The sequence below is a fragment of the Streptomyces sp. NPDC046860 genome, assembly GCF_040645115.1.
Classification (GTDB): domain Bacteria; phylum Actinomycetota; class Actinomycetes; order Streptomycetales; family Streptomycetaceae; genus Streptomyces.
Map to the genome: position 1 here is coordinate 166,426 of NZ_JBEYXQ010000003.1, position 26,918 is coordinate 193,343.

The following is a 26,918-nucleotide window of genomic DNA, read 5'->3' on the forward strand; positions in this document are numbered from 1 at the left end:
GCCGTGCGGCTGGGTGGCGGCGCCCGGTCCGCCCCGATCCGGCCGGTTTGTCGCGCCGTAATCCACCGTGCCGCATCCCCGCCCGGCGCGCGAGACGTCGTCCGCCGGGCGGGGGCCGGGCGGGCGGACCGGACCGGCCCGCCCGGGTGCCTCAGCGCGCGACGCTGAGCGAGAGCGCGAAGCGGTCCTCGGAGTCGGTCCACCAGTGGGTCAACTCCAGCCCCGACCGCTCCAGTTCCGCGGCGACGCCCGGCCGACGGAACTTCGCCGACACCTCGGTGCGCAGCTCCTCGCCGGCCGCGAAGTCCACGACCAGGCTCAGCGCGGGCACCTTCACCGTCTGCGCGGTGCGCGACCGCAGCCGCATCTCGATCCACTCCCGCTCGGGGTTCCAGCGCGCCACATGGTCGAAGGCGTCCGGGTCGAAGTCGGCGCCCAGCTCGCGGTCGATCACGCTGAGCACGTTCTTGTTGAACGCCGCCGTCACCCCGGACGCGTCGTCGTACGCCCGGACCAGTACCGACTCGTCCTTCACCAGGTCCGTGCCGAGCAGCAGCCCGTCACCCGGCGCGAGCAGGGAGCGCACGGTGGTCAGGAACTCCGCCCGCTCGCCGGGCAGCAGGTTGCCGATCGTGCCGCCGAGGAAGGCGACCAGCTTCGGGCCGGGCGTCGCGGGCAGCGTCATCGGCGCGGTGAAGTCGGCGATCAGCGCGTGCACCGCCAGCCCCGGCCGCTCCTCGGTGAGGGCCTGCCCGGCCCGCACCAGCGCGCTCTCACTGACGTCGACGGGGACGTACGCCTCCAGCGAGGTCAGCGCGTCGATGAGGTGCCGGGTCTTGCGCGAGGAGCCCGAACCCAGCTCGATCAGGGTGCGGGCGCCGCTGGCGGCGGCGATCTCACCGGAGCGGTTCTCCAGGATCTCCCGCTCGGCGCGGGTCGGGTAGTACTCCGGCAGCTCCGTGATCAGCTCGAACAGTTCGCTGCCGCGCGCGTCGTAGAACCACTTGGGCGGCAGGGTCTTCGGGTCGGCGCAGAGGCCGTCCAGGACGTCCGCGCGCAGCGCGGCGTCCGTGGCGTCCTCGGGGAGGGTGCGGGTGACGTGCAGGCTCACGTGCAGGGCTCCTTCGGTGGTACGGACGCGAGGTCCTCGACGGGGTCGAGCCGCACCTCGGCACGGCTCGCGGTGACCACGGTGCGGTCGGGGACCTCCCGCCACAGCGGGTCGTCGTCGTACGGCTCGGAGGCGACGACCACGGAGCGCCCCGGCTCCGCGCGGTACCAGAGGCTGTCGCCCCAGGTCGTCGCGGTGACGGTGGCGCCGTCGGTCAGCAGGAGGTTGAGACGGGAGGCGGGAGCGGCCTCGGCCAGCAGGCGTACCGTTTCGGCAAGAGCCTTCTCCGGCGCCTCGCCCGACCGCAGCCGGTGCAGGGCCAGGGCCCAGACGAACGCCGAGTCGGTACGGGCCTGGAGCGAGAGCACGTCGACCGGGGGCAGCAGCGAGACCAGCGGGGCGGCCGAGTCGGGCCAGCCGGCCACCGCCCCGTTGTGGCTGAACAGCCACCGCCCGGCGGCGAACGGGGCGGCCGCGGCCTCCGCGTCCGCGCCCGTGAGGGTGGCGTCCCGCACGGCGGCGAGCACCGCGCGCGAGCGCACCACGCGGGCCAGGTCCAGCAGCGACTGGTCCGCCCAGACCGGCCCCGCGCGCCGGTAGCGCGCCGGCACCGGATCGCCGTCCGCGTACCAGCCGACGCCGAAACCGTCGGCGTTCACCGTGCCGTTACGCTGCCGCCGGGGGGCCCACGACTGCCGGTACAGGCTGTGCGGCGGGTCCAGCAGCACGCGCCCCAGGGGCTGTTCGGGGCCCAGCCAGGCCAGGTGGCGGCACATCAGGCGGACTCCGAGCGGGCGGTGCGGAACCCGGAGAAGATCTGCCGCCGCACGGGATAGTCCCAGTTGCGGAACGTACCCCGGCAGGCCACCGCGTCCACGGCGAACGAACCGCCGCGCAGCACCTTGTACTCCGGCCCGAAGAACACCTCCGAGTACTCCCGGTACGGGAACGCGGCGAACCCGGGGTACGGCGCGAGGTCGCTCGACGTCCACTCCCACACGTCGCCGATCAACTGCCGTACGCCGAGCGGTGATCCACCGGCCGGGTAGCTGCCCACGGGGGCCGGGGACAGGTGCCGCTGGCCCAGGTTCGCGTGCTCCGGGCCCGGATCGGCGTCGCCCCACGGATAGCGGGTGGAGCGGCCGGTCGCCGGATCGTGCCGGGCCGCCTTCTCCCACTCCGCCTCGGCCGGCAGCCTGCGCCCGGCCCAGCGGGCGTAGGCGTCGGCCTCGTACCAGCACACGTGCAGCACCGGTTCCTCGGGCGGCACCACCTCTGTCACCCCGAACCGGCGGCGCAGCCACTGGTCCCCCTCGCGGTGCCAGTACAGCGGGGCCTTCAGGGAGTTGCCGCGCACATGGGCCCAGCCCTCCGGGATCCACCAGCGCTCGGTGTCGTAGCCGCCGTCCGCGATGAACGCCTGGTAGGCCGCGTTCGACACCGGCACCGTGTCGATCCAGAACGGCGCCACCTCCCGTACGTGCGCCGGGCGTTCGTTGTCCAGCGCCCACGGCTCGGTCGACGTGCCCATGGTGAACGGGCCGCCCGGCACCAGGATCTCGGCCGGCCCGGTGTGCGGCGGGGCCGGTTCATGGGCGGGCGCGGTGAGCGCCGCCGGGCCGGTGCGCAGCTGATGGGTGATCAGCATCGTCTCGTCGTGCTGCTGTTCGTGCTGCGCGATCATCCCGAAGGCGAACCCGGCCTCGGTCAGCCGGGCGCCGCCCTCGAACCGGGCGCCTTCGAGGAGGTCCAGCGCCCGGCCGCGCACCTCGTCCGCGTAACCACGCGCCTCGTCGGGCGGCAGCAGCGGCAGCGAGGGGCGGGCGGAGCGCGGATGCTCGAAGGCGTCGTACAGCCCGTCGATCTCGGGCCGCATCGGCTCCCGGCCGCCGACGTTCCGCAGCAGCCACAGCTCCTCCTGGTTGGCGATGTGCGCCAGGTCCCACACCAGGGGTGACATCAGCGGGGAGTGCTGTGCGGTGAGGTCAGGGTCCTCGACGCAGCTCGTCAGCAGCGTGGTGCGGGTGCGCGCGGTGACCAGCGAGGCGAGCAGCCGCTCGCGCAGCGTCTCGGTGCCGGCCGCCGTCCCGCTCTCCTGGGCGGTCATGTGCGGATGTCCTTCCTCGCGTGGACGCGGGGGTCCGTGGCGCCGGCGCCGGCCAGCAGGTCGTCGGCCGGGCAGCGGCCCCGCAGGACGTAACGGTCCAGGTACCCCGCAACCGCGTCCGACACCTCGGGCGTGGCACCGAGCCGGGGCAGCGCCGCCAGCGCCGCCGTGAAGCAGGCGACGGCGGCCTCCCGCAGCCCCGGATCGGCGAGCCCGAGCCGGGCCGCGTCCGACCAGAGCGGGTTGTGCGGGGCGGGCCGGTCCAGCGCGCGTTCCGTCAGCGGCTTCACCGCCCGGTGCGCCGCCTCGGCGGCCTCCGGGTCGTCGAACAGGGCCGCCGTCACCGCGAGCGGCACGATCCAGCCGTCGTCACCCGGCTGCGCGTCGATCATCCGCAGCTCCAGATGGCCGCGCGGCCTGACCGGCGGGAAGAGCGTGGTCAGGTGGTAGTCGAGGTCCGCCCGGCTGGGCGGGCGCGGGGTCCGCGCGCGGGTCCACTCGCGGAAGGTCAGCGCCTCGGGAACGTCCCAGGGGCCCTCGTCGCGGCGGACGCACATCACGGGGGAGTCCAGCACGTGCCGGGCCCAGTCGGACCGCGGTTCGCCGTCCGTCGGGGGTGCGCCGGCCCGGCCGGGGCCGATCTCCATCCAGTGCAGCTGCCGGGTGGAGCGCCAGCCGGTGGGCCGCCGCCCGGTCAGCGGGGAGTTCGCGAACGCCGCCACCAGGACGGCGCCCAGCTGGTGCGCCAGCCACCAGCGCCGCTCGTACCCGAGCGGGCCCGGCTCCTCGTACCCGGCGTCCACGCAGACCTGCACCGACGCCGACGCGCACATCATGTGCCGCCCGGCCCGGCCGGTGCGGTCCAGGCACGCCTCCATGGCGTCGTAGCGGGGTTCGCGGAGGAAGCGGCGAGGCTCCTGCCAGGGATCGTGGCCCACTCCGACGAGGGCCAGGCCGTGCCCGGCGAGGACCCCGCGGACGGCGGCGAGGTCGGCGGAGACGGAGGTGACGCACTCCGTCAGCGAGGCGGCGGGCAGGGAGCTGAGTTCGAGCTGGCCGCCGGGCTCGACCGTGAGCGGCGAGTCCAGGGGCAGGGTGCGCACGGCCGCGTAGGCCGCTTCGAGCCGTTCGGACGTCACGGGGAGCCACTGCCGCTCCGGGTCACGGACCAGCCACTCCACCTCCACCCCGAGGGTGCGGGGCGGGCCGGTCTTGAAGCAGATGCCCCGGACCAGGGCGTCCACCTCGGCCTCGGTGACCGCGGCGCGGTGCCGGGTGCAGTCGTGCCTGGTGCAGTGGTGCTCCGTACAGTCACCGCTCTGGGCGTCAGACATGTCGGGACTCTCCTGGGACTCCAGCGTGCCGACGGAGCCCGGCCTGGGGTGCGCCGGGCAGAGACGCGTTCCACCAAAGCCCCTCGCACCGCATCGCACAAGAGCGCCCATCGGGACGTCCGGGCTCGTTCATCTGCGTCTCCTCGCGCGTTTCCCCCGGAACCGGCCGACCGGTTCCGGGCGCCGTCGCGGCACCCCACCAGCATCACCCCTCGGGCGCGTGCGGGCACGGCGGGAAGAGGGCAGGCCGACGGGTGTCGCGGCAGCTCAGGGGGCACGCGGACGGCTCCGCGCGGCGCGGGCGGCGCTGCGCCGACCGGGTGATCACGGGCGTTCCCCGGCAGGTACGCGAAAGGCCCGCCCCTCGGACGGGGCGGGCCTTGTCCGGTCAGGTCCAGCCGTAGCGCTCAGGTCCAGCCGTAGCGCTCGTAGAGCCGCTGCCGGACCAGGTTGAACCGCATCCGGTCCAGCGCGCAGGCCTCCCGGCGCATCCCGTCGTCGTGCAGCCGCAGCACCCGGTCCACCGACACCCAGGAGTCGCGGCCGGTGCGGTCCCAGGGGCCCTGGCCTATCGCCACCCACTCCCGGTCGCCGTCGTGCCGCTTGCTGGACAGCTGGACGGCGAGGAAGGTGCCGGCCGCCTCCCTGGCGACGACCAGCACCGGGCGGTCCTTGCCCCGGCCGTCGTTCTCCTCGAAGGGCACCCAGGTCCAGACGATCTCGCCCGGATCGGGGTCCCCGTCGCGCTCGGGGGTGTACTCGGTACGCACCTGGCCGACCTCGCGCGGGTCGGCCTCGGTGGTCGCGTGGGGGCCGAAGCGGCCGGGGATGCTCTCTTCGCTGTTCGTGCTCACGCGGTGCACCCTAATGGCCGGGCAACGCGCCGTCCGACCTCGGGGTTTGATCCGCCCCGTCCTTCAGCAGCCGTCTCAGCCAGCCCAGTTGGGCCGCGCGGGCCGCTTTCGACAGGGCGGCCCGGGGTACGAAGGCGTCGAAGCCGTGGAAACCGCCCGGCCAGACGTGGAGTTCGGCCACCCCGCCGCACCGCCAGATCCGGGACGCGTACTCCACCACCTCGTCCCGGAACGTCTCCGCCGAACCCACGTCGAGGAAGGCCGGGGGCAGCCCGGACAGGTCGCCCGCGCGGGCCGGAGCGGCGTAGGGGGAGACGTCCGGGGTGCCCCGGCGCTCGCCCAGCAGCGCGTTCCAGCCGGTCTCGTTGGCGGTGCGGTCCCAGACGCCGACGCCCGCCATCTGATGACTGGAGGGGGTGTCGTTGCGGTCGTCCAGCATCGGGTACATGAGCAGCTGGCCGATCACCGACGGCCCCCGGCGGTCCCGCAGCATCAGGGCGAGCGCTGCCGCGAGGCCGCCGCCCGCGCTGGCGCCCGCGAGGACGATCCGGTCAGGGTCGCCGCCCAGCTCCCCGGCGTGGTCCGCCGTCCACAGCAGCCCGGCGTACACGTCCTCCACCGGGGCCGGATGGGGGTGCTCGGGGGCGAGCCGGTACTCCACGGAGACGACCACCGCGCCGCCCAGGTCCAGCGCGAGCGCGAGCGCCGTGTCGACACCGGCGCGGTTGGTACCGAGGATCATGCCGCCGCCGTGCACGTAGTAGATCACCGGCAGCGCGGCACCGGACGGGGCGGAGGCTGGGCGGCAGACGTACAGGGACACGTCCGGCGCGCCCGGGGGCCCCGGTACCTCGCGGTCCTCCACCTCGTAGGCGCCGTCCATGGTGAGGTCCAGCGAGCCGAAGACCTCCATGGCCGCGTCCTCGCGGGCCGCCTCGATGCCGTCCGGGGTCAGGCCCGGCTCCATCACGTCCTGGAAGGGTTCCAGGGCGGCGGCGAGTTCCGGGTCGAACGGGGGCGGTTCCATGGTCATGATGGTCTCCCTTCCCCCGCCCGGCGGGGGAATCACGCCCTGCACTTGACTTCGAGTGCGCTCCAATCCATAGCGTGCTGGACATGAGCACTCCTGCACAGCACAAGATCGGTTCGGGTTTCGGCGCCGAGAGCACCGCCGACGAGGTCCTGCGGGGCATCGACCTCACGGGCAGGCTGGCGATCGTCACCGGCGGCTACTCGGGTCTCGGGCTGGAGACCACCCGCGCGCTGGCCAAGGCCGGCGCCCATGTCGTCGTCCCGGCCAGGCGCCCCGACGCGGCGCGGGAAGCGCTGGCCGGGATCGACGGCGTCGAGGTGGACGAGCTGGACCTCGGCGACCTGGACAGCGTGCGCGGCTTCGCCGAGCGGTTCCTGGCGTCGGGCCGCACGATCGACCTCCTCATCGACAACGCCGGGATCATGGCCTGCCCGGAGACCCGTGTCGGGCCCGGCTGGGAGACGCAGTTCGCCACCAACCACCTCGGCCACTTCGCCCTGGTCAACCGGCTCTGGCCGGCGCTCGCCTCCGACGGCGGCGCCCGTGTCGTCTCGGTGTCCTCGCGCGGCCACCACCTCTCGCCCATCCGCTGGGACGACGTCCAGTGGAACGAGGGCTACGACAAGTGGAAGGCGTACGGCCAGGCCAAGACGGCCAACGCGCTGTTCGCCCTCCACCTCGACACGCTGGGCCGGGACTCCGGAGTGCGGGCCTTCTCGCTCCACCCCGGCGGCATCATGACCCCGCTCCAGCGGCACCTGCCCAAGGAGGAGATGGTCGAGCGCGGCTGGATCGACGAGCAGGGCAACCCGCTGAACCCGGCGGGCTTCAAGACCCCGGAGCAGGGCGCGGCCACCCAGGTCTGGGCCGCCACCTCGCCCCAGCTCGACGGCCTGGGCGGCCTGTACCTGGAGGACTGCGACGTGGCCGAGCCCGCGCCCGCGGACGGCACCTGGGCCGGGGTCAAGGACTGGGCGACCGACCCCGCGCAGGCGGCCCGCCTGTGGACGCTGTCGGCCGGGCTGACGGGCGTGGACGCGTTCGCGAAGTAGTCCCCGCACGCGCGGAAGGGGGCCGGAGGTCCACTGGACCTCCGGCCCCCTTCAGGGCGCGGCGGATCAGGCGGCGACGACGTCGCCGATGGTGCCGTGCAGGCGGGTGACGACCTCGGTGAGCTGGGCGGCCACCTCGGTGTCGTCGGCCGGGTGGGTCTCGGCGAAGCGGGTCATGGAGCCGGGGATGGAGAGCTTGATGTCCTCGATCACCTTGCCGCCCGCGATGCCGACGGCCTTGCGGGTGTCGTCCTGTGCCCACACGCCGCCGTACTGGCCGAACGCGGTGCCGATGACGGCGGTCGGCTTGCCGCCGAAGGCGCCGGCGCCGTAGGGGCGGGACAGCCAGTCGATGGCGTTCTTCAGCACGGCCGGCATCGTGCCGTTGTACTCGGGGGAGAACACGAGGAACGCGTCGGCGCCCTGGGCGGCGGCACGCAGCTCGGCGGCGGCGGCCGGGACCTGGCCCTCGACGTCGATGTCCTCGTTGTAGAACGGAACGTCGGCCAGACCTTCGTAGATCACGACCTCGGCGCCCGCGGGGGCGAGCTTGGCGGCCGCCTCGGCGAGCTGGCGGTTGTGCGAACCGGCGCGGAGGCTGCCGACGAGCGCGAGGATGCGAACGGACATGAGGTACTCCAAGGGGTGGTGAAACACGCTGGAAACGATCCGGACCGGGGTCCGTTTAATTTTCTACCACCCTAACCGGACCGGGGTCCAGTTTTGTTCCCGATGCCTTACGCTGTGTTCATGTCCAGCGCTCTGCCGCCCTGCCCGCAGCCTCAGGAGCCCGTCGACACGCCCCAGCTGCTGGAGGTCGGCACCGGCCCCGACGAGCCGTGCCTGCGCGCCGACGCCGCCCGTAACCGGGCCCGGCTGCTGGAGGCCGCGGCCCGGCTGATCGCCGAGCACGGGGTGGCCGGGGTGACCATGGAGGCCGTGGCCACGGCGGCCCAGGTCGGCAAGGGCACCGTCTTCCGCCGCTTCGGCGACCGCACCGGACTCCTCACCGCCCTGCTGGACCACTCCTCCCGCCGCCTCCAGGCCGACTTCCTCTGCGGCCCGCCCCCGCTGGGCCCCGGCGCGCCCCCGCGCGAGCGGCTGCACGCCTTCGGTGTCGCCGTGCTCCACCTGTGCGCCGACCAGCTCGACCTCCAGCTCGCCGCGCTGCCCGAGCCCACCCGGCGCCATCTGCACCCCTCCAACCAGGCCATGCGCGCCCATCTCCTGGTTCTGCTAAGGCAGTTGCTGCCTAACGATGACTGCGAGCTGCTCGCCCCGGTCCTGCTGGCCTACCTGGACCCCGCCCTCGTCCACCACCTGACCCGCCAGCTCGGCATGCCGATGACACGCGTGGAGGCGGGCTGGTGCGACCTGGTCGACCGGGTGACTGGCGCGGAGCGGGCCGCGCGGCCCGGTCGGTGACGCGCAGGTCGAAGTCCCAGCTCGTGCAGCTGAAGGCGGACGGGGACACGCGCGACAACACCGCGGCGACCGTCGTCCTCACCCGCCGGTGACCACGTCTCCGCTGTCGGCACCGGCCGCGCTCCTCGGCGGGGTGCTGTTCCTCGGCCTCCGGCGCCGTCGGAGCTGACTCACCGGCCCGGGCCGGCCGCGTCTTCCGGGTCACGCCTGCTGGGCCCACGGCCGGTGTCCCGCGAACATCTCCGCCAGCCGCTCCGGAGCGTCCGGCCGGAACAGCGTCCCGCCCATCGCGGCCGAGTCGCGGGCCGAGCCCTCGGCGCGGGGGAACATCCGCTCCTCGTAGGCGGCGAGCGCGGCCTCGGTGTCACCGGGGTGGGCGAGCAGGGCGCGGGCCAGGTCGGCGCCGTCGATCAGGGCCAGGTTGGCCCCCTCGCCGGCGAAGGGCGACATCAGATGGGCCGCGTCGCCCACAAGCGTGACGCCCGGTGTGCGGGGCCAGCTATGGCCGGCCGGGAGGGCGTGGATGCGGCGCGGCACCAGAGGGGCGTCGGCGTCGGCGACCAGGGCGCGGAGGCTCTCCGCCCAGCCGTCGAACTCCTTCAGGACGGCCCGCCCGGCCGCCTCCCTGTCCGTGAAGTCGATGCCGTCGAGCCACTCCTTTGGGGACTCGACGGCCGCGTACACGTGCAGGCTGCCGTCCGGCTCCCGGTGGGCGAGGAGGCCGCGCCCGGCGCCGAGCGCGAACAGCATGCCGCCGCCCACCACTTCGGCGCTCACCGGGTGCCGGGTGTCGGCGGAGCGCAGGTCGGCCTCGACGAAGGACATCCCGGTGTACGCGGGGACCGCGTCCGACAGCAGCGGCCTGACCCGCGACCAGGCGCCGTCCGCGCCGATGAGCAGGTCCGTGGTGAAGGCGGTGCCGTCGGCGAGCGTCACCTCGTGCCGGCCGCCGTCCAGCGCCCGCGCGCCGGTCACCCTGGCACCCCAGCGGATCATGCCCTCGGGCAGCGATTCCAGGAGCAGCGCGCGCAGTTCGCCCCGGTCGATCTCCGGGCGCCCGCCCGTACCGTCGTCCGCGTGCGACCAGTGCACGCGCGCGTCCCGGTCGAGGACACGCGTCGCCTGGCCGCCGGTGTGGACCCGCGCGAGGAACGCCTCGTGCAGTCCGGCGGCGCGCAGCGCCTCCTGCCCGGTGTCGTCGTGGATGTCCAGCATGCCGCCCTGGGTGCGCGCGGCGGGCGAGGCGTCGAGGTCGAACACCGCCGCCTCCACGCCGTGCGCGTGCAGCACCCGGGCGAGCGTGAGCCCGCCGAGTCCGGCGCCTATGACGGCTGTCGGGTGGTGGGGGAGCGGGGTGGGGGTGGGTCCGGTCATGGCGGTCTCCTGGTGGCTCATTCGGGTACGGCGGTCCGCTCGATGCCGTTGATCAAGGTCTGGAAGGCCCACGAGAGCCGGTTCTCCGGCGTCCCCGAGAGCAGTACGCCCGCGCTGTCCGCGATGTGCGGGTGGGTCCGCCCGGACACCCCGCGCAGGGTGTCCGTCAGGTTCTGCCAGTCCTCCGCCCGCTCCTCACCCGCGTGCTCGGCCGCGGTCGCGGTGGCGTGCTGGAGCAGCAGGTCCACGCCCCAGGCCGCGCGGTCGCGCGGTACCCCGCCCTCGGCGAGCAGGCCGAGCAGCGTCTCGATGAGGTTCAGGTAGTGCGGCCCGCTCGGCCGCGCGGTCAGCGCGGAGCGCGCCAGTTCGGGGTGCGCCAGCAGCATCGCCGTGCAGGACGTGAGCACGTGCTCCAGGCGTTGGCGCCAGGTGCCCCCGGCGGGGACGGGCGGGAGCGTGCCGAGCAGTTCGTCCAGCACGGCGGCGTGCAGCTCGTCGGTGTTGCGGACGTAGACGTAGAGCGAGGCGGGGCCGGTGTCGAGTTCCCGCGCGAGCCGCCGCATGGTGACCTTGCGCAGTCCCTCGGCGCGCAGGACCGCCACCGCGGCGGCCACGATGCCCTCGCGGGTGAGTGCGGGTTTCGCGGGTCGCTCACGGCGGGAGCCGGGGGGTGGTGTCATGGCAGGACCGTAACGAACATGTTCGCTCCGAACAAGTTCGTGGCGAACATGTTCGCCCGTAGTCATGCGAATCCCCAGGTCAGGAGGGTCGCATTCGTCCAGTCCTGTACGACCTCGCCCCGCCCGAAGCCGCCGCGGCAGCCTCTGCCAGGATGCCGCCTGTCATGGTGCAGATACCGAACACGCCCACGAGCGCCGATGTCGCCCGCCTGGCCGGGGTCTCGCGCGCGACCGTGTCCTACGTCCTCAACGACACCGACGCCGTGCGCATCAGCGAGCCCACCCGCCGCCGCGTCCACGACGCCGCCCGCGAACTCGGGTACGTGCCCCACGCCGCGGCCCGCGCCCTGCGCGCCGGGCACAGCCGCACGGTCCTGATGCCGTCCCCGGCCGTCCCGGCGGGCCCCCTGCACACCCGTTTCCTCGGCGAGCTCCAGGCCGCGCTGGGCCGGCTCGACTACACCGTCGTGCAGCACGGCGCCGTCGGCCAGAGCGACGAAGCCGCCCGCGCCTGGGCCGAGTTACGCCCCGTCGCCGTACTGGCCCCCGGCTCCGGACTGGGCCCGCACGGCGTCGCCGTCCTCAAGCGGGCCGGAGCCCGCGCCGTGGTCACCCTCGGCCCCACGTGCGTCGAGGGCGCGCACGCCCTGCTGATGGACCACACGGTCGTCGGCCGACGCGCCGCCGCCCACCTGCACGCACGCGGCCGCGACCGGATCGGCGTGGTCCTCCCCGAGGAACCCGGACTCGAAGCCTTCGCCCGCCCCCGCCTGGCGGGAGTCCGCCGCGCCCTCGCCGGCACCGGCGCCGCCGTGACCGGTCTGCCCCTCGCGTACACGGAACGGGCGGCCGATGAACTGGCCGCCCGCTGGGACGAGTTGAACCTCGATGCCGTGTTCGCCTACAACGACGAGTACGCGATGCTGCTGATGCGCGCCCTCCAGGAGGCCGGGCTGCGCGTGCCGGAGGACGTGGCCGTGATCGGCGCCGACGACCTCATGCTCGGCCGGCTGCTGCGCCCCCGGCTCAGCACCGTCCGCATCGACCTGCCCTCCGGCCGCGAGCTGGCCGCCTTCGTCGACCACGCCGTACGCCACCCCGCGGCCGAACCCGAGGTCCGCACCGTCCTGGACGCCACCGTCGTCCACCGGGCGTCGAGCTGAGTCATTCGCCCGGCTGCTGCTGCCCCTGCCCCTCCTGGGCCGCGATGTCCTTGCGCACCTCGTCCATGTCCAGCTTGCGGGCCTGGTCGATGAGGTCCGTGAGCGCGGGCTCGGGAAGCGCGCCCGGCTGGGCGAAGACGGCCACCTGATCGCGGACGATCATCAGCGTCGGGATCGACTGGATGCCGAACGCCTGCGCCAGCTCCGGCTGGGCCTCGGTGTCGACCTTGGCGAACACCAGGTCGGGGTTGGCCTCGGCCGCCTTCTCGTACACCGGCGCGAACTGCTTGCACGGTCCGCACCAGTCGGCCCAGAAGTCGATGAGGACGAACCCGTTGTCCGCCACCGTCTGGTCGAAGTTCTCCTTGGTCAGCTCCACGGTGCTGCTCATGGTGTGGTCCCTCTTCCTGGTGTGGAGGTTGTGCCACCGGCGGAAACATGTCCGCCCCGGCGCCTATTCCGAGCCGTCCCGCCCCCGTACATTTCCTACCAGCTTCCCCGCAACACCTCCTTTCGGCACTCCCGCCACCGCCCACGCGTGTGGCCGCCGCGGCTCCCACCCACCACACTGGCCGCATGACGGAAACGGAAACCATCGCGTACGACGTCGTGGTGCTCGGGGCCGGGCCCGTGGGGGAGAACGCCGCCGACCGGACCCGCGCCGCCGGGCTCAGCACGGCGATCGTGGAGAGCGAACTGGTGGGCGGTGAGTGCTCGTACTGGGCGTGCATGCCCAGCAAGGCACTGCTCAGGCCGGTCATCGCCCAGGCCGACGCCCGCAGGCTGCCCGGCCTCGCCCCCGCCGCCCAGGGGCCGCTCGACGCCGGGGCGGTGCTCGCCCGCCGCGACGACTTCGCCTCGCACTGGAAGGACGACGGCCAGGCGGCGTGGCTGGACGGCGCCGGAGTCACCCTCTACCGGGGCCACGGCCGCCTGGCCGGACCCCGCACGGTCACGGTCACCGCCGAGGACGGCACGGTCACCACGCTCACCGCCCGCCGGGCGGTCGTCGTCGCCACCGGGACCCGCGCCCTCCTCCCCGACCTGCCCGGACTCGCCGCGGTGCGGCCGTGGACCAGCCGTGAGGCGACGAGCGCGAAGAAGGCGCCCGCCCGGCTGATCGTCGTCGGCGGCGGGGTCGTCGCCACCGAGATGGCCACCGCCTGGCAGGCGCTGGGCTCGCGGGTCACCCTGCTGGTCCGGGGCAAGGGCCTGCTCAGCCGGATGGAGCCGTTCGCCGGGGAGTTGGTCGCGCAGGCGCTCACCGAGGCGGGCGTGGACGTGCGCACCGGTGCCTCCGTCGAGTCCGTCATCCGCGAGAACGGCACGGTCGTGGCCGTCACCGGCACCGGCGAGCGCATCGAGGCCGACGAGATCCTCTTCGCCACCGGACGGGTCCCGCAGACCGACGACATCGGCCTCGACAGCGTCGGCCTGGAGCCCGGCTCCTGGCTGGAGGCGGACGACAGCCTCCGCGTCCCCGGCACGGACTGGCTCTACTCGGTCGGCGACGTCAACCACCGGGCGCTCCTCACCCACCAGGGGAAGTACCAGGCCCGGATCGCGGGCGCCGCCATCGCCGCCCGCGCCGAGGGCGCCCCGCTCGACGAGAGCCCCTGGGGTGCCCACGCGGCCACCGCCGACCACTTCGCCGTACCCCAGGTCGTCTTCACCGACCCCGAGGCCGCCGCCGTGGGGATGTCCCTCGCGGAGGCCGAACAGGCCGGGCACCGGGTCCGCGCGGTCGACGTCGACTTCGGATCGGTCGCGGGGGCGAGCCTGTACGGCGACGGCTACAAGGGACGGGCCCGCATGGTGGTCGACCTGGACGAGGAGATCCTGCGCGGGGTCACCTTCGTCGGGCCGGGCGTCGGCGAACTCGTCCAGTCGGCGACCGTCGCCGTCGCCGGGCAGGTGCCGCTGGACCGGCTGTGGCACGTGGTGCCGCCCTTCCCGACGCTCAGCGAGGTGTGGCTGCGGCTGCTGGAGGCATACCGGGACAACTGAGCCCCCTCCTCCGAAGGAGTCCGGAGCTAAGGGAGTTCGAAGCCCAGTGCCTCGGCCGCCGCCTCCGGCGACGGCTGCGCCCAGCGGGCCGCCACCGCCTCGTTGGTCGACAGCGAGCGGAGTTCCGCGCGGTCGAGGTACAGGGTCCCGTCCAGGTGGTCCGTCTCGTGCTGCACGATCCGGGCGGGCCACCCCGCCACCACCTCGTCCAGCTCCCGCCCCAGCTCGTCCTGCCCGCGCAGCCGCACCCGCGCGTGCCGGGTCACCACGGCCTGCCAGCCGGGCACGCTCAGACAGCCCTCGAAGAAGGACGCGTCCTCAAGGCCCTCCGCCTCGTACGAGGGGTTCACCAGCACGCGGAACGGCTGCGGCACCCGACCCCGGACCACCGCGATCTCCCGCGGCACCGGAGCGGGGTCCTCGATCACGGCGATCCGCAGTCCCACCCCGACCTGGGGCGCGGCCAGGCCGACACCGGGAGCCGCGTGCATGGTGTCGCGCAGGGCCGCCACGAAGCGGGCGAACAGACCGGGCCCGAGCTGTCCCTCGTACGGCCGGGCCGGCCGGCGCAGCACCGGGTGCCCGGCCGCGACGATCGGCAACGGGCCGCCCGCGGCGAGGAGTTCGGCCACCCGCTCGGCCAGGGGCGCGTGATCACTGACAGGTGTCATCGCGCCAGGATGCCACGCCGGCCTGCGCGGAAGGGGGGCGCGCCGCACCAACGGCCGGTGCGAAACCGGCCGTTCACACGGCGCGCCCGGCGGCGCTCATTCCTCGGGGAAGTCACCCGCGAGGGCGGCGGCGATCCGCAGATGCGGTGCGGCCTCCTCGGGGCGGGACCGGCGTTGCAGGGTGCGGCCCAGCATCAGCCGGGCGTAGTGCTCCACCGGGTCCCGCTCCACGATGATCCGCAGCTGCGCCTCGGCGCGGCCGAGCTGCGCGGAGTGGTAGTAGGCGCGGGCCAGCAGCAGCCGGGGCGCGGTCTGCTCCGGCACCTCCTCGACCAGGCCGGTGAGCACGCGCGCCGCGTTCGCGTACTCCTTGGCGTCGAAGAACATCCCCGCCCGCTCCCAGCGCTCGGCGGCGGTGCCGTGGTCGTAGTACTCGATGTCCACCTGAGACCTCCTTCGGCGGGCACAACGACAGGGGGTTGTTGAATATTCCACTAAAGTTGGGGGTGTCGCCGGAGGGCCCGGCGGAGGCAAGATCGTCGGTGTCCCGCTTGTCCGCCGGAACCGGAAGGAACCAACGAGATCATGCGCGTCATCGTGGCCCACGGCCCGCTGGAGGCGACCGGATGACCGGCGCCGAGGCACCCGTACTGGTGCGCAGCACCGGCCGGGCCGCCCACCTCACGCTGAACCGGCCGAGGGCGCTCAACGCCCTGAACCACACCATGGTCCGCCGCATCGACGAGGCGCTCACCGAGTGGGAGCGTGACCCGACCGTGCGCACGGTGGTCGTCACCGGGGCGGGGGAGCGGGGCCTGTGCGCGGGCGGTGACATCCGCGCCGTCCACGACGACGCCCGCGACGGCGACGGCAGGGCGTCCGAGGAGTTCTGGCGCGACGAGTACCACCTCAACGCCCGCATCGCCCGCTACCCCAAGCCGTACGTCGCCGTCATGGACGGCATCGTCATGGGCGGCGGCGTCGGTATCTCCGCGCACGGCAGCGTCCGGATCGTCACCGAGCGGTCCCGGATCGCCATGCCCGAGACCGGCATCGGCTTCGTCCCGGACGTGGGCGGCACCTACCTGCTGTCCCGGGCTCCCGGTGAGCTGGGCACCCACCTCGCGCTCACCGGCGCGCAGATCGGGGCCGGGGACGCGCTGCTGTGCGGCCTGGCCGACCACTGCGTACCGTCCGACGCGCTGCCGGACCTCGTGGCCGACCTCGACGCGCTGCCCGTGGAAGAGGTGCTCGCCCGGCACGGCCGCCCGGTCCCGGAGGGGGAGCTGGCGGACCGGCGCGAATGGATCGACTCCTGCTACTCCGCCGACACCGTCGAGGAGATCGTCGCCCGGCTGCGGGAGCACGGCTCGCCCGAGGCCAAGGCGGCCGCGGAGACCCTGCTGACCAGGTCGCCCACCGCGTTGAAGATCACCCTGGCCGCCCTCCGCCGCGCCCGTCGGCTCGGGTCCCTGGAGGAGGTCCTCGACCAGGAGTACCGGGTCTCCTGCGCGGCCCTGCGCACCCCCGACCTGGTCGAAGGCGTCCGGGCCCAGATCATCGACAAGGACCGCTCGCCGCGCTGGTCGCCCGCGACCCTGGAGGAGGTCGCCGACGTGGAACGCTTCTTCGCCCCACTGGGCGAGCGCGAACTCGGCCTGGCGGCCACCCCTCACTCCGGATGAGCCACCGCCTTCTTCTGGAGCTCAACGGCCGTCGCGAGCCCGAGCCCACGCTCGGCCTTGCGCAGGGCCCGCAGGGCGGCCATCGAGGCGATGTCGCCGGTGAAACCGGCGTCGGCCAGCCGGGCGCGGACCCAGCGGGCGCACAGCTCGTCCTCGGACGCGGCGGCGGTGGACCCGGCCAGCGCGAGTGCCCGTTCCAGGCCCGGCCGCTCCTCCTCGGGGGCGGCCGCCAGGGCCCGGCTCAGGGCCTCCGAGATCGCGTCGGAGTCCCTGAGTCGCAGTACGAAGGTCCGGCTCCTGGTCAGTCCCGTCATCCCGTTCATGGGCCGATCTTGGCGCTCATGTGGCGTGGGTGCCAAGGGACTTGAGGAGATCCTGAGGCTCGTCGGGCCTGTCCGCGGGGCCCGGGCCCCGTCCGGGCCGCGTGCACGGCGGTCCGATGTCCGCTCGCCGGCCCGGACTTCAGCCCGCGTGGGCCGACTCCACCCGGAACAGCCGGGGCTGGACGTCCGTGGCGATGGTGGCCGCCTTGTCCATGTGCACCCTGGCCTCGGGGTCCGCCAGCATCGCGCGGTAGTGCTCCTCGGTCTCCCACTGGGCGTAGTTGATGACGCGCTCGCCGTCCAGGGAGGCGTGGAAGTTGGCGCTGATGAAGCCGGGCCGGTGCTTCATCGTCTCCTCCGTGGCGCGGGAGAGGAGATCGATCAGTTCGAGCTGCCGGTCGGGGGCCACGGTGAACACGTTGATGAGCGTGGCCACCGGGCGCGTGGTGTCGAAATGTGCCGTGAGGGTCATGCCTCCATGGCTCCCCGCCGCGACACGGGCACGCCCTCCCGCCGCTCCGGATTCGCCTGTTCGGGCGCGCGTCGTCCCTACACTGGCCCGCATGGCATGCCGCATCAGTGAGCTGGTCGTCGACGCCGCCGATCCCGAAGGGCTCGCCGCGTTCTGGAGCGACGTACTCGGCTACGTGGAACTCGGCCGCGAGGACGACGGAAGCATCGAGATCGGCCCGCCGGGCGCCGGGTTCGGCGGACCCCAGCCCACCCTCGTCCTCAGTCCCCGCAGCGGCCCCCGCGCGGGGAAGCTCCCGCTGCACATCGACGTCAGTGCCACCGACCGCGACCAGGACGCAGAGCTGGAGCGGCTGCTCGCGCTCGGCGCCCGGCGCGTCGACATCGGACAGAGCGGCGACGAGGGCTGGCACGTGCTGGCGGACCCGGAGGGCAACGAGTTCTGCCTCCTGCGCACGCGCCTGAAGCCCCTCTGACCCGGGTCCGCCGCCCGCGCCCGTCTACTGCCGCTGCTCCACGGCGTCCGTGCTGGACTCCGGCTTGGGCACCGCGCGCTTCTCGCGGGCCAGGGAGCTGGGCCACCACACCGCCGGGCCGATGTCGCGGACCAGCGCCGGGACCAGGAGGGACCGGACGACCAGGGTGTCCACCAGCACGCCGAAGGCGACGATGAAGGCGATCTGCACGAGGAACGCCAGCGGGATCACGATCAGGGCGGCGAAGGTCGCGGCCAGCACCACGCCCGCCGAGGTGATGACCCCGCCCGTGGCGATCAGCCCGCGCAGGATGCCCTCCCGGGTGCCGTGGCGCACCGTCTCCTCGCGGACGCGGGACATCAGGAAGATGTTGTAGTCCACCCCGAGCGCGACCAGGAACACGAACCCGTAGAGCGGCACCGACGCGTCCGTGCCGGAGAAGCCGAACCCGTGCCGGAAGACCAGGCCCGCGATGCCCAGCGTGGCCAGGTAGTTGAGCGCGACCGTCGCCACCAGCAGCACCGGCAGCAGCAGGGAGCGCAGCAGTACGACGAGGATCACCAGGATGATCAGCAGCACCACGGGGACGATCAGGTTCCGGTCGTGCTCGGCGGTGCGCTGCGTGTCGTACTGCTGCGCGCTGTAGCCGCCCACCAGGGAGCCGGGATCGACCGCGTGCAGCCGGTCGCGCAGCCGCTGCACGGTCTGCTTGGCCGCGTCGCTGTCGGGGGCGTCGGTCAGGGTGGCGTCGATCCGCACCCGGCCGTCCACCACGCGCGGCGCGCCGCCGGGCCCGCCGTTCGCGCTCAGCGCGGCCGCCGAGGCGACACCCGGCGTCTTCTCCGCGGCCGCGGTCACCTCGGTGCCGCGTGCGGCGTCCGCAATGACCACCACGGGCTGCCCGGAGCCGCCGGGGAAGTGCTTGCCGAGCGTCTGCTGCGCGGAGACGGAGGGGGCGTCGTTGACGAAGAGTTCGTCCAGCGGGACACCCTTGGACTTGAGCGCCGGGAAGAAGGCCGCGCCCACGACGAGCAGGACACAGGTGGCCAGCCACACCTTGCGGGGGCTGCCGTCGACCAGGTGCGCCACCCGGCGCCAGACGCCGTGGCCGCCGGTCGCCGCGTCGGCGGGGCGGGGCTTGGCGGGCCAGAAGGCGGCGCGTCCCAGGAGGGCGAGCACCGCGGGCAGGAAGGTGAGCGTCGCCAGTACCGCGCAGCCGATGCCGATGGCGCCGACCGGGCCGAGCGCCCGGTTGTTCGTCAGGTCGCTGAGCAGCAGTGCGAGCAGCCCGAGCGCGACGGTGGCCGCGGAGGCGGTGATCGCGCCGAAGGAGTTGCGCAGGGCGCCCCAGGCCGCCTCGGCCCGTCCGACGCCCGTCGCCAGTTCCTCACGGAAGCGGGCGGTGAGCAGCAGGGCGTAGTCGGTGGCCGCGCCGATCACCAGGATCGACAGGATGCCCTGCACCTGCCCGTCCACCCGGACCACGCCGTGGTCGGCGAGGACGTAGACGATGGCGCAGGCGACGCCGAGGGCGAACACCGAGCTGAGGATGACGACGAAGGGCAGCAGCACGCTGCGGTAGACCAGCAGCAGGATGACCAGCACCGCCGCCAGCGCCACGCCGAGCAGGATGCCGTCGATGCCGCCGAACGCCTCGGTGAGATCGGCCTGCGTGGCGGCCGGGCCGGCCGCCTGGGCGCGCGTGCCCTCGACGCCCGCGGCCTCGCGCTCCACCCGCTGCACCACGTCGGTGACGCGTTCGCCGAGCCCGGGGCTGAGCGGGACGACGCCCTCCAGCGCCTTGCCGTCCTTCGAGGGGAGCGCGGGGGAGGGCCGGCCCACCACGCCCTCGGTGCCGGCGAGCGACGCCAGTGCGCGGGTGGCCTCCGTCCGCTGTGCGGGGGTGATCCCGCCGCCGTCCTTCGCGGTCCAGACCACCACCAGCGGGAGGGTCTCCTGCTTGTCGAACTTCTTCTGCAGGGCGATGGCCTTGGTGGACTCCGCGCTGCGCGGCAGGAACGCGGTCTGGTCGTTGGTGGAGACCTCGCCGAGCTTGCCCGCGTAGGAGCCGAAGGCTCCGCCGAGGCCGAGCCAGACGAGCACGAGGACGAGGGGGACCAGCCAGCGGACCGGTCGGCGTACGGGGTTCATTCGCTCCCCAGGAGGAGTGGGCGGATGCCGGGCAGATAGCTCAATAACAAAGTATCTCAATCATCGAGAGACTTGGAGATCATATCCTTGAGGACATGCAGCCCGAACGTCCGGAGGAGCGTCCTCCCAGCGACCTCCAGGGGTACGCCGTCCTCCTGCGGACCTTGACCAGCGAGATCAACCGCATCGCCCACGCGTTTGCCCAGGCGCACGGGCTTCACGCCACGGACGTCCACGCGCTCGCCGCGATCATGGACGCCACGGCCCGGGACGGCGCCCCGATGACCCCGTCCGGCCTGCGGGAGCGCCTCAACCTCACCTCGGGCGCCGTCACGGCGTGCCTGGACCGCCTGGAGCGCGCCGGTCACATCAGCCGGGTCCGGGACAGCGCCGACCGCAGGGTGGTGCATCTGCACTACAACGCCGGGGCGCGCGCACTGGCCCGCCAGTACTTCAGCCCCCTCGCCCGCGGGACCGAGGCGGCGCGGCGGCACTTCACCCCCGAACAGCTCGAGACCGTCGCCGAGTTCCTCCAGGTGCTCAACCGCGAACTCACCGCGGAACGCTGAGCGTCCGGCCGGCCTCGGGCGCGTCCCTGGAGGTGAAGTAGGGTGACCGCGCGGAAGGAGCGTGAGCGGTGCGCGAGCGGGTCACCATGGCGGACGTCGCCCGTCAGGCCGGAGTCTCCTCCGCCACCGTGTCCTACGTCCTGTCCGGCAAGCGCCCCGTGGCCCCCGAGACCCGTACGGCCGTCGAGGCGGCCATCGCCGAGCTGGGCTTCACCGTCAACACCGCCGCCCGCAGCCTGCGCACGGGACGTTCCAGCCTGGTCGCGCTGATCGTGCCGGACATCGCCAACCCGTTCTTCGCCCAGCTCGCGGCCACCCTCCAGGAGGAGCTGCGCGGGCGCGGCCTGCACGTCGTCGTCTGCGACACCCGGGCCCGCCGCGAGGAGGAACGGGCCCTGCTCGCCGAGGCGGTGCAGCAGCGCTTCGCCGGGGTGGTCATCACCCCGTTCCGGCTGCTGCCGAGGGACCTCGATGTGCTGACCGAAGCGGGCATACCGGCCGTGGTCAGCGCGGACGTGCCCTTCGGCGCCGTCGACCAGGTCGCCCCCGACGCGCGGGCCGCGACCCGGCAGGCGCTGGAGCTGGTGACCGCCGCGCGCCGCCGCCGCATCGCGATGATCGCGGGCCCCCGCGACGCCACCGGAGGCGACCCCCGGCTGGAGATGCTGCGGGCACTGGCCCGGCAGTACGGCACCGCGCTGCCCGGCGAACTCGTGGTGCGCGGCGAGCACACCCGGGAGGCGGGCGCCGAGGGCTTCGCCGAGCTGATGGACCGCCGCTACCGGCCCGACGCGGTGTTCTGCGCCAACGACGTGATCGCGGTCGGCGCCCTGGACAAAGCCCGCGAACTGGGCATCGGCGTCCCGGGCGAGGTCGCGCTCGTCGGCCACGACGACGCCGCCTTCGCCTCCCTGGTCCAGCCGCGGCTGACGACGATCCGCTACCCCGCCGACGAGGTCGGCCGCGCCGCCGCCCGGCTGCTCCGCGAGCGGCTGGACGGCCGTACCACCCGCCGCACCGTGCGGGTGAGGGCGGAGTTCGTGGCCCGCGCCTCGGTCTGAGTCGTCGCGTCTTAGATCGTCCGTCCGGCCGGGACGCGTAATCGATTCCGTCCGGCATCCGCATGTGCCCTCTGTCTGTCGAACTGGCAGCTCAGAGCGTGTTTTCGAGGAGTTCCACGCCCTCTGCGGCCCGTCCCTTTCTCCGGCCAATTCCCGCACAGCTGTTGACTTTTGTGGATTCCTGTTGTGAAGGTTGCGCCCACCACGTCCCCGGAGCGCGACCCTCGGCGCAAGGAGCACCCTCATGGCGATGCCCGTTCGCACGTCAACCGCCAGACGATGCCTGGCCACCGCGGCAGTCCTGACCCTCACGGCGGTGGCCGGCTGCGGCGGCGGGGGCGGTGACGACGACGGCGCGGCCGGCTCCTCGTGCAAGCCCTCGTCCGGCAAGGTCACCCTGCGGTACTGGTCCTGGGTGCCGGGCATGGACCAGGCGGTGCGCGTCTGGAACGCCGAACACCCCGACGTGCAGGTCAAGTTGCGCACCACCCCGGCCGGGAACGCGGGCACCTACCAGAACCTGTCCAACGCGCTGAAGGCGGACAAGGCCCCCGACCTCGGCCAGATCGAGTACGACTCCCTGGCCAGCTTCCGCCTCAAGGGCGGGCTGAAGAACATCCAGTCCTGCCCCCGAGTCGCCCAGGCGCAGAACAAGTTCGTCGACTGGACCTGGTCCCAGGTCGACTTCGGGGCGGGCGGCAAGGACGGCGTGTGGGCGATACCCCAGGACACCGGCCCGATGGCGCTGTACTACCGCAAGGACATCTTCGACAAGCTCCACCTCAAGGCCCCCACCACCTGGGCCGAGTACGAGGCCGACGCCCGCGTGCTGAAGAAGTCGGGCAAGTACATCACCCACTTCTCCCAGACCGACCCGAACTGGTTCACCGGCCTGCTGTGGCAGAACAAGGCCACCATGTTCGAGCGGAAGGGCGACGCCTGGAAGGTCACCGTCGACCGGCCCGAGAGCCGTCAGGTGGCCGACTACTGGCAGAAGCTCATCGACGACAAGCTCGTCGCCACCGACCTCCAGGGCTTCTCGCCCGCGCTGTACAAGGCGTGGAACTCCTGCGAGGTCGTCACCTGGATCAGCGCCGCCTGGGGCTACAGCACCATCCGCGACAACGCGGCCGCCACGAAGGGCAAGTGGGCCGTCGCGCCCATGCCGCAGTGGAGCAAGGGCGACAAGAACGCCGGGAACTGGGGCGGTTCCACCACCGCCGTCCTCTCCGGCAGCGAACACCCGGCGGAGGCGGCCGAGTTCGCGCTCTGGCTCAACACCGACCCCAAGGCCCTGGAGATCCTCAACCGGTCCGGTGGCCTCTACCCGGCGGCCGAGGCCGGACTGAACCTGCCCGCGCTGCGAAAGCCCGTCGGCTTCTACGGCGACCAGAAGGTCTTCGACGTCTTCAAGCAGGCGTCCGCCGACGTGGACACCGACTTCACCTGGGGTCCCACGATGACCGACACCTACCGCTTCCTCAGCGACGGAACCTCGGACGTCACCGCGGGCAAGGGCACCCTCGGCGACGTACTGAAGCGGACCGCGGCCGACAGCGCCGACTCCCTGCGCAAGCAGTCCCTCGATGTCACGCGCTGACCGGCGGGCGCCGGTGCGCCGCAACCTCGCCCCCTACGCCTTCCTCGCCCCCTTCCTCGTCCCCTTCGTCCTGTTCACCCTGCTGCCGGTCGGCTACGCCTTCTGGCAGAGCCTGCACAAGACCGAGCGCACCGGCGGCACCTTCGGCCGCACCCACTCGGTGTTCTCCGGCCTCGAGCAGTACGCGGACGTCGTGCGGGAGCCCTACGTCGCCGACAGCGTGCTCCGGGTCGGTCTCTTCGCCCTCGTGCAGATCCCGGTGATGCTGCTGTTCTCCCTGGTCCTCGCCCTCCTGCTGGACTCGGCCGTGGCCCGCCTCAAGCGCTTCTTCCGGCTGGTGTACTTCGTGCCGTACGGCATCCCGGGCGTCGTCGCCGCGCTGATGTGGGCCTCCCTGTACGACCCGAGGCTCTCCCCGATCAGCGGCCTGCTGAAGTCGGCCGGCATCCGGGCCGACCTGCTGGGACCCGACCTCGTACTCTGGTCCATCGGCAACGTCGTCACCTGGACCTACACCGGCTACAACATGCTCATCCTCTACTCCGCCCTCCAGGCCCTGCCCGCCGACATCGAGGAGGCGGCCCGCGTCGACGGGGCGAGCGGCTGGACCACCGCGCTGCGCATCAAGGTCCCGCTGATCCGGCCCGCCCTCGTCCTCACCGGGGTGTTCTCCATCATCGGCACCCTCCAGCTCTTCAACGAGCCCCAGGTGTTCCGGTCCATCTCCACCAGCGTGACCAGCACCTACACCCCCAACCTCGCCGCCTACTCCCTCACCGCCGGGGACGACTACGGCGGAGCCGCCGCGCTCTCCGTACTGCTCGCCACGGTCACGTTCGTGCTGTCCTTCGCCTTCCTCCGCTTCACCACCAGGAGGCAGGGATGAACCTGCTCACCTGGACCGACGGCGCCCACGCCCCCCGCACCGGGCGCGCCTCCACGGCGGCCGCCGTCGCCTTCCTGACCCTGGCCGCCTGCTACATGCTGCTCCCGGTGTACTGGCTGCTGGTCTCCGCGACCAAGAGCCAGGGCGACCTCGTCGGCACCCCCGGACTGCGGCCCGCGCACTGGCACTTCGGCGCCAACCTGACCGCGCTCTTCCGGCAGCAGGACGGCGTCTTCGCCCGCTGGCTGCTCAACAGCCTGCTGTACGCGGGCGCCGGGGCCGCCGTCGCCACCGCGCTGTCGGCGGCCGCCGGGTACGCCCTGGCCAAGTACCGCTTCCCGGGGCGCGAGCTGGTGTTCTCGGTCGTCCTCGGCGGGGTGCTCGTACCCGCGACCGCCCTCGCGCTGCCGCTGTTCCTGATGTTCGCCGAAGTGGACGCCACCGACACCTTCTGGTCGGTGTTCCTGCCGAGCGTCGTCAGCCCCTTCGGCGTCTACCTGTCCCGCGTCTTCGCCGCCGCGTCCGTACCGGACGAGGTGATCGAGGCCGCGCGGATGGACGGCGCGGGGGAACTGCGCATCTTCACCGGCATCGGGCTGCGCATGATGTCGCCCGCGCTGGTCACCGTGTTCCTGTTCCAGTTCGTCGTCATCTGGAACAACTTCCTGCTGCCCCTGGTCATGCTCCAGGACGACGACCTCTACCCCGTCACCCTCGGGCTGTACACCTGGCAGACGCAGACCAGCCGGCTGCCCGTCCTGCAGTCCCTCACCATCGTGGGAGCCCTGGTCTCCGTCGTGCCCATCGTGCTCACCTTCCTCCTCCTCCAGCGCTACTGGCGCGCCGGGCTCTCCGCCGGGGCGGTGAAGTCATGACCCACCCCCTCACCGCGCTCACCCACCGCCTGGGCGGCATCGGCTACGGCGGCGACTACAACCCCGAACAGTGGCCCCGCGAGGTGTGGCGGGAGGACGTCCGCCTCATGCGGGAGGCGGGCGTGAACCTCGTGACCGTGGGCGTGTTCTCCTGGTCCCGCATCGAGCCCCGCCCGGGCGCGTACGACTGGGACCTGCTCGACGAGGTGCTCGACCTGCTGCACGCGGCCGGCATCGCGGCCGCCCTGGCCACCCCGACCGCCGCCCCGCCGCCCTGGTTCACCCGGCTCCACCCCGAGGCGCTGCCCGTCACCGCCTCCGGCACCCGCCTCGCCCACGGCAGCAGGCAGGCCTTCTGCCCCAGCAGCCCCGCCTACGCCGAGGCCGCCGACGCCGTCGTCGCGGCACTGGCGACGCGCTACGCCGGGCACCCCGCCCTCGCCCTGTGGCACGTCCACAACGAGTGGGGCAACCACAACGCCCTCTGCTACTGCGACACCAGCGCGGCCGCGTTCCGCGACTGGCTCAAGGACCGCCACACCACCCTGGACGCCCTCAACACGGCCTGGGGCACGGACTTCTGGAGCCAGCGCTACGGCGACTGGGACGAGATCGACCCGCCCCGCGACACCACCGCCTTCCGCAACCCGGGCCAGGAACTCGACCACCGCCGCTTCTCCTCCGACGCCCTCCTCGCCCGCCACCGCGCGGAGACGGCCCTGCTGGGGAGGCTCGCCCCCGGCATCCCCGTCACCACCAATCTCATGGGCACCCTGGAGAAGAAGACCGACGGGTACGCCTTCGCGGCCGAGTGCGACCTCGTCTCCGTCGACCACTACCTCACCGCGGCCGACCCCGAGGGCCACATCGACCTCGCCCTCAACGCCGACCTGGCCAGGGGCATGGCCCGGGGAAACCCCTGGCTGCTCATGGAGCACTCCACCTCCGCCGTCAACTGGCAGCCCGTCAACGTCGCCAAACGGCCCGGCGAGATGCGCCGCAACAGCCTCACCCACCTGGCCAGGGGCGCCGACGGCATCATGTTCTTCCAGTGGCGGCAGTCCGCGGCCGGCGCCGAGAAGTGGCACTCCGCGATGGTCCCGCACGGGGGCACCGACACCCGGATCTGGCACGAGGTCAGCGCCCTCGGCGCGGAACTCGCCGCCCTCGGGGAGGTGACCGGCACCCGGGCCGGCGGCGAGGTCGCGCTGCTCTTCGACTGGCCCGCCTGGTGGGCCCTGGAACTCCAGGCCCGCCCCTCGGCCGAACTGCGCTACCTGGACGCGGTCCGTGACTGGTACGCAGCCCTGTGGGCGCTCAACCTCACCTGCGACGTGGTTCCGCCCGGCGCCGACCTGACGCCCTACCGCGCCGTCGTCGCCCCCAGCCTCTACCTCCTGTCCGACCAGGACGCCGCCGGCCTGGACACCTGGGTGCGCGAGGGCGGCCACCTGGCGGTCGGCTGCTTCAGCGGGGTCGTCGACCCCCACGACCGGGTACGGCTCGGCGGCCACCCCGGCGCCCTGCGCGAGACGCTCGGCCTGCGCGTCGACGAGTACCTGCCGCTCCGGCCGGGCGAAGCCGCCCGGCTCGACGACGGCACCCTCGCGCACGGCTGGACCGAGCGCGTCGAACCACGCGGCTGCGCGGCCGAACTGCGCTTCGCCGACGGCCCCGAGGGCGGCCCGGCCGCCGGAGGCCCGGCCGTCACCCGGCACGGGCACGGCCGGGGCAGCGCCCGGTACGTCGCCACGCGCCCCTCCGCCCGCACCCTGCGCGAGCTGATGCGGACCCTGGCCGGGGAGGCGGGCGTCCGCCCGGCCGGCCCCGAGGGGATCGAGGCGGTGCGCCGCACCGGCCCGCACGGCAGCTACCTCTTCCTGGTCAACCACGGCGCCGACGACGTGACGGTCCCGGTGCGGGGCACGGGCCTGCTGGACGCCGAGGTCACCGCCTCCGGCGTCCTGGTCCCGGCCGGGGCCGTGGCCGTCGTACGCGAACACGCATGAC

Annotated in this window: 27 protein-coding genes; 12 read left to right on the forward strand and 15 right to left on the reverse strand. The window is 73.4% G+C overall.

The annotated features are described in order from the left end of the window. Nucleotides 1-151: 151 nt before the first annotated feature. The 6 genes from egtD to ABZ898_RS06495 form a co-directional block, all read right to left on the reverse strand. Complete coding sequence (gene egtD, locus ABZ898_RS06470; RefSeq protein WP_361653436.1) at nucleotides 152-1,111, reverse strand: L-histidine N(alpha)-methyltransferase; 960 nt, start codon at nucleotides 1,109-1,111, stop codon at nucleotides 152-154. After that, nucleotides 1,108-1,887 (reverse strand): ergothioneine biosynthesis protein EgtC, encoded by a 780-nt coding sequence (gene egtC, locus ABZ898_RS06475; RefSeq protein ID WP_361653438.1) that lies wholly within the window; start codon nucleotides 1,885-1,887, stop codon nucleotides 1,108-1,110. Before egtC ends, egtD begins: the two co-directional genes overlap by 4 nt. Then, nucleotides 1,887-3,218, reverse strand: coding sequence for an ergothioneine biosynthesis protein EgtB (gene egtB / locus ABZ898_RS06480; RefSeq protein ID WP_361653440.1), 1,332 nt, complete (start codon nucleotides 3,216-3,218; stop codon nucleotides 1,887-1,889). The genes egtC and egtB overlap by 1 nt, the downstream gene beginning before the upstream one ends. Further along, the gene (gene egtA / locus ABZ898_RS06485; RefSeq protein ID WP_361653442.1) at nucleotides 3,215-4,552 is read right to left on the reverse strand and encodes an ergothioneine biosynthesis glutamate--cysteine ligase EgtA; all 1,338 of its coding nucleotides are present in this window, start codon (nucleotides 4,550-4,552) and stop codon (nucleotides 3,215-3,217) included. Before egtA ends, egtB begins: the two co-directional genes overlap by 4 nt. A 407-nt stretch (nucleotides 4,553-4,959) precedes the next feature. Then, nucleotides 4,960-5,406 carry a type II toxin-antitoxin system PemK/MazF family toxin gene (locus ABZ898_RS06490; RefSeq protein WP_361653444.1) on the reverse strand — a complete coding sequence of 149 codons (447 nt, stop codon included), beginning with the start codon at nucleotides 5,404-5,406 and terminating at the stop codon, nucleotides 4,960-4,962. A 10-nt stretch (nucleotides 5,407-5,416) separates the two neighbouring features. Then, complete coding sequence (locus ABZ898_RS06495; RefSeq protein ID WP_361653446.1) at nucleotides 5,417-6,439, reverse strand: alpha/beta hydrolase; 1,023 nt, start codon at nucleotides 6,437-6,439, stop codon at nucleotides 5,417-5,419. A gap of 83 nt (nucleotides 6,440-6,522) precedes the next feature. Between ABZ898_RS06495 and ABZ898_RS06500 the strand changes: the two genes are divergently transcribed. Next, entirely contained in the window at nucleotides 6,523-7,491 is a 969-nt protein-coding gene (locus tag ABZ898_RS06500) for an SDR family NAD(P)-dependent oxidoreductase (RefSeq protein ID WP_361653448.1), read from the forward strand. Between the two features lie 66 nt (nucleotides 7,492-7,557). On the opposite strand, the gene ABZ898_RS06505 is transcribed toward ABZ898_RS06500, so the two are convergent. Then, entirely contained in the window at nucleotides 7,558-8,121 is a 564-nt protein-coding gene (locus ABZ898_RS06505; protein ID WP_361653450.1) for an NADPH-dependent FMN reductase, read from the reverse strand. Between the two features lie 102 nt (nucleotides 8,122-8,223). Here ABZ898_RS06505 and ABZ898_RS06510 point away from each other — a divergent pair, with 102 nt between their 5' ends. After that, complete coding sequence (locus ABZ898_RS06510; protein ID WP_361653452.1) at nucleotides 8,224-8,916, forward strand: helix-turn-helix domain-containing protein; 693 nt, start codon at nucleotides 8,224-8,226, stop codon at nucleotides 8,914-8,916. A gap of 201 nt (nucleotides 8,917-9,117) precedes the next feature. Here ABZ898_RS06510 and ABZ898_RS06515 read toward each other — a convergent pair whose 3' ends face one another. Next, nucleotides 9,118-10,290 carry an NAD(P)/FAD-dependent oxidoreductase gene (locus ABZ898_RS06515; RefSeq protein ID WP_361653453.1) on the reverse strand — a complete coding sequence of 391 codons (1,173 nt, stop codon included), beginning with the start codon at nucleotides 10,288-10,290 and terminating at the stop codon, nucleotides 9,118-9,120. A 17-nt stretch (nucleotides 10,291-10,307) separates the two neighbouring features. Beyond that, complete coding sequence (locus ABZ898_RS06520; RefSeq protein WP_361653455.1) at nucleotides 10,308-10,970, reverse strand: TetR/AcrR family transcriptional regulator; 663 nt, start codon at nucleotides 10,968-10,970, stop codon at nucleotides 10,308-10,310. Between the two features lie 164 nt (nucleotides 10,971-11,134). On the opposite strand from ABZ898_RS06520, the gene ABZ898_RS06525 reads away from it, so the two are divergent. Then, entirely contained in the window at nucleotides 11,135-12,133 is a 999-nt protein-coding gene (locus ABZ898_RS06525) for a LacI family DNA-binding transcriptional regulator (protein ID WP_361653457.1), read from the forward strand. A gap of 1 nt (nucleotide 12,134) precedes the next feature. Here the strand turns inward: ABZ898_RS06525 and trxA are convergent, their stop codons facing one another. Further along, nucleotides 12,135-12,524 (reverse strand): thioredoxin, encoded by a 390-nt coding sequence (gene trxA, locus ABZ898_RS06530; protein ID WP_361653459.1) that lies wholly within the window; start codon nucleotides 12,522-12,524, stop codon nucleotides 12,135-12,137. Between the two features lie 185 nt (nucleotides 12,525-12,709). Here trxA and ABZ898_RS06535 point away from each other — a divergent pair, with 185 nt between their 5' ends. Further along, entirely contained in the window at nucleotides 12,710-14,140 is a 1,431-nt protein-coding gene (locus ABZ898_RS06535) for an NAD(P)/FAD-dependent oxidoreductase (RefSeq protein WP_361653461.1), read from the forward strand. Between the two features lie 26 nt (nucleotides 14,141-14,166). Here the strand turns inward: ABZ898_RS06535 and ABZ898_RS06540 are convergent, their stop codons facing one another. Together ABZ898_RS06540 and ABZ898_RS06545 are read right to left on the reverse strand one after the other, a co-directional pair. After that, complete coding sequence (locus ABZ898_RS06540; protein ID WP_361653463.1) at nucleotides 14,167-14,811, reverse strand: peptide deformylase; 645 nt, start codon at nucleotides 14,809-14,811, stop codon at nucleotides 14,167-14,169. Nucleotides 14,812-14,907: 96 nt separating this feature from the next. Beyond that, complete coding sequence (locus tag ABZ898_RS06545; protein ID WP_361653465.1) at nucleotides 14,908-15,255, reverse strand: tetratricopeptide repeat protein; 348 nt, start codon at nucleotides 15,253-15,255, stop codon at nucleotides 14,908-14,910. Between the two features lie 182 nt (nucleotides 15,256-15,437). On the opposite strand from ABZ898_RS06545, the gene ABZ898_RS06550 reads away from it, so the two are divergent. Then, the gene (locus tag ABZ898_RS06550; RefSeq protein WP_361653467.1) at nucleotides 15,438-16,496 is read left to right on the forward strand and encodes an enoyl-CoA hydratase/isomerase family protein; all 1,059 of its coding nucleotides are present in this window, start codon (nucleotides 15,438-15,440) and stop codon (nucleotides 16,494-16,496) included. Here the strand turns inward: ABZ898_RS06550 and ABZ898_RS06555 are convergent. Together ABZ898_RS06555 and ABZ898_RS06560 are read right to left on the reverse strand one after the other, a co-directional pair. Beyond that, the gene (locus ABZ898_RS06555; protein ID WP_361653468.1) at nucleotides 16,484-16,819 is read right to left on the reverse strand and encodes a hypothetical protein; all 336 of its coding nucleotides are present in this window, start codon (nucleotides 16,817-16,819) and stop codon (nucleotides 16,484-16,486) included. The genes ABZ898_RS06550 and ABZ898_RS06555 overlap by 13 nt on opposite strands. Before the next feature lie 139 nt (nucleotides 16,820-16,958). Next, a complete protein-coding gene (locus tag ABZ898_RS06560; protein WP_361653470.1) occupies nucleotides 16,959-17,291 on the reverse strand; it encodes an antibiotic biosynthesis monooxygenase family protein in 333 nt (110 codons plus the stop codon). 91 nt (nucleotides 17,292-17,382) lie between these two features. On the opposite strand from ABZ898_RS06560, the gene ABZ898_RS06565 reads away from it, so the two are divergent. Then, nucleotides 17,383-17,766 (forward strand): VOC family protein, encoded by a 384-nt coding sequence (locus ABZ898_RS06565; RefSeq protein WP_361653472.1) that lies wholly within the window; start codon nucleotides 17,383-17,385, stop codon nucleotides 17,764-17,766. A gap of 24 nt (nucleotides 17,767-17,790) precedes the next feature. On the opposite strand, the gene ABZ898_RS06570 is transcribed toward ABZ898_RS06565, so the two are convergent. After that, nucleotides 17,791-19,917 (reverse strand): MMPL family transporter, encoded by a 2,127-nt coding sequence (locus ABZ898_RS06570; RefSeq protein ID WP_361653473.1) that lies wholly within the window; start codon nucleotides 19,915-19,917, stop codon nucleotides 17,791-17,793. Between the two features lie 95 nt (nucleotides 19,918-20,012). Here ABZ898_RS06570 and ABZ898_RS06575 point away from each other — a divergent pair, with 95 nt between their 5' ends. The 6 genes from ABZ898_RS06575 to ABZ898_RS06600 all read left to right on the forward strand — a co-directional run bounded on the left by ABZ898_RS06575 (nucleotide 20,013) and on the right by ABZ898_RS06600 (nucleotide 26,917). Beyond that, nucleotides 20,013-20,486 (forward strand): MarR family transcriptional regulator, encoded by a 474-nt coding sequence (locus tag ABZ898_RS06575; protein ID WP_361653475.1) that lies wholly within the window; start codon nucleotides 20,013-20,015, stop codon nucleotides 20,484-20,486. A gap of 68 nt (nucleotides 20,487-20,554) precedes the next feature. Further along, on the forward strand, nucleotides 20,555-21,547 hold the full coding sequence (locus ABZ898_RS06580) for a LacI family DNA-binding transcriptional regulator (RefSeq protein WP_361653476.1): 993 nt from the start codon (nucleotides 20,555-20,557) through the stop codon (nucleotides 21,545-21,547). A 244-nt stretch (nucleotides 21,548-21,791) separates the two neighbouring features. Beyond that, nucleotides 21,792-23,147, forward strand: a complete 1,356-nt coding sequence (locus tag ABZ898_RS06585; RefSeq protein WP_361653478.1) for an extracellular solute-binding protein — start codon at nucleotides 21,792-21,794, stop codon at nucleotides 23,145-23,147. Then, nucleotides 23,134-24,033, forward strand: a complete 900-nt coding sequence (locus ABZ898_RS06590) for a sugar ABC transporter permease (RefSeq protein ID WP_361653480.1) — start codon at nucleotides 23,134-23,136, stop codon at nucleotides 24,031-24,033. Before ABZ898_RS06585 ends, ABZ898_RS06590 begins: the two co-directional genes overlap by 14 nt. Further along, nucleotides 24,030-24,908, forward strand: a complete 879-nt coding sequence (locus tag ABZ898_RS06595) for a carbohydrate ABC transporter permease (RefSeq protein ID WP_361653481.1) — start codon at nucleotides 24,030-24,032, stop codon at nucleotides 24,906-24,908. Before ABZ898_RS06590 ends, ABZ898_RS06595 begins: the two co-directional genes overlap by 4 nt. Continuing rightward, entirely contained in the window at nucleotides 24,905-26,917 is a 2,013-nt protein-coding gene (locus ABZ898_RS06600) for a beta-galactosidase (protein WP_361653483.1), read from the forward strand. Before ABZ898_RS06595 ends, ABZ898_RS06600 begins: the two co-directional genes overlap by 4 nt. Nucleotide 26,918 lies beyond the last annotated feature (1 nt).

Excerpts from the sequence above, each read along its gene's own strand:
- ABZ898_RS06565 (WP_361653472.1), top strand. The coding sequence starts at position 17,383 with ATGGCATGCCGCATCAGTGAGCTGGTCGTCGACGCCGCCGATCCCGAA.
- ABZ898_RS06500 (WP_361653448.1), top strand. The coding sequence starts at position 6,523 with ATGAGCACTCCTGCACAGCACAAGATCGGTTCGGGTTTCGGCGCCGAG.
- ABZ898_RS06560 (WP_361653470.1), bottom strand. The coding sequence starts at position 17,291 with ATGACCCTCACGGCACATTTCGACACCACGCGCCCGGTGGCCACGCTC.
- trxA (WP_361653459.1), bottom strand. The coding sequence starts at position 12,524 with ATGAGCAGCACCGTGGAGCTGACCAAGGAGAACTTCGACCAGACGGTG.
- egtC (WP_361653438.1), bottom strand. The coding sequence starts at position 1,887 with ATGTGCCGCCACCTGGCCTGGCTGGGCCCCGAACAGCCCCTGGGGCGC.
- egtB (WP_361653440.1), bottom strand. The coding sequence starts at position 3,218 with ATGACCGCCCAGGAGAGCGGGACGGCGGCCGGCACCGAGACGCTGCGC.
- ABZ898_RS06575 (WP_361653475.1), top strand. The coding sequence starts at position 20,013 with ATGCAGCCCGAACGTCCGGAGGAGCGTCCTCCCAGCGACCTCCAGGGG.
- ABZ898_RS06520 (WP_361653455.1), bottom strand. The coding sequence starts at position 10,970 with ATGACACCACCCCCCGGCTCCCGCCGTGAGCGACCCGCGAAACCCGCA.
- ABZ898_RS06495 (WP_361653446.1), bottom strand. The coding sequence starts at position 6,439 with ATGACCATGGAACCGCCCCCGTTCGACCCGGAACTCGCCGCCGCCCTG.
- ABZ898_RS06535 (WP_361653461.1), top strand. The coding sequence starts at position 12,710 with ATGACGGAAACGGAAACCATCGCGTACGACGTCGTGGTGCTCGGGGCC.
- ABZ898_RS06505 (WP_361653450.1), bottom strand. The coding sequence starts at position 8,121 with ATGTCCGTTCGCATCCTCGCGCTCGTCGGCAGCCTCCGCGCCGGTTCG.
- ABZ898_RS06600 (WP_361653483.1), top strand. The coding sequence starts at position 24,905 with ATGACCCACCCCCTCACCGCGCTCACCCACCGCCTGGGCGGCATCGGC.
- ABZ898_RS06525 (WP_361653457.1), top strand. The coding sequence starts at position 11,135 with ATGGTGCAGATACCGAACACGCCCACGAGCGCCGATGTCGCCCGCCTG.
- egtA (WP_361653442.1), bottom strand. The coding sequence starts at position 4,552 with ATGTCTGACGCCCAGAGCGGTGACTGTACGGAGCACCACTGCACCAGG.
- ABZ898_RS06540 (WP_361653463.1), bottom strand. The coding sequence starts at position 14,811 with ATGACACCTGTCAGTGATCACGCGCCCCTGGCCGAGCGGGTGGCCGAA.
- ABZ898_RS06550 (WP_361653467.1), top strand. The coding sequence starts at position 15,438 with ATGACCGGCGCCGAGGCACCCGTACTGGTGCGCAGCACCGGCCGGGCC.
- ABZ898_RS06570 (WP_361653473.1), bottom strand. The coding sequence starts at position 19,917 with ATGAACCCCGTACGCCGACCGGTCCGCTGGCTGGTCCCCCTCGTCCTC.
- ABZ898_RS06515 (WP_361653453.1), bottom strand. The coding sequence starts at position 10,290 with ATGACCGGACCCACCCCCACCCCGCTCCCCCACCACCCGACAGCCGTC.
- ABZ898_RS06585 (WP_361653478.1), top strand. The coding sequence starts at position 21,792 with ATGGCGATGCCCGTTCGCACGTCAACCGCCAGACGATGCCTGGCCACC.
- ABZ898_RS06590 (WP_361653480.1), top strand. The coding sequence starts at position 23,134 with ATGTCACGCGCTGACCGGCGGGCGCCGGTGCGCCGCAACCTCGCCCCC.
- ABZ898_RS06555 (WP_361653468.1), bottom strand. The coding sequence starts at position 16,819 with ATGAACGGGATGACGGGACTGACCAGGAGCCGGACCTTCGTACTGCGA.
- ABZ898_RS06595 (WP_361653481.1), top strand. The coding sequence starts at position 24,030 with ATGAACCTGCTCACCTGGACCGACGGCGCCCACGCCCCCCGCACCGGG.
- ABZ898_RS06510 (WP_361653452.1), top strand. The coding sequence starts at position 8,224 with ATGCCTTACGCTGTGTTCATGTCCAGCGCTCTGCCGCCCTGCCCGCAG.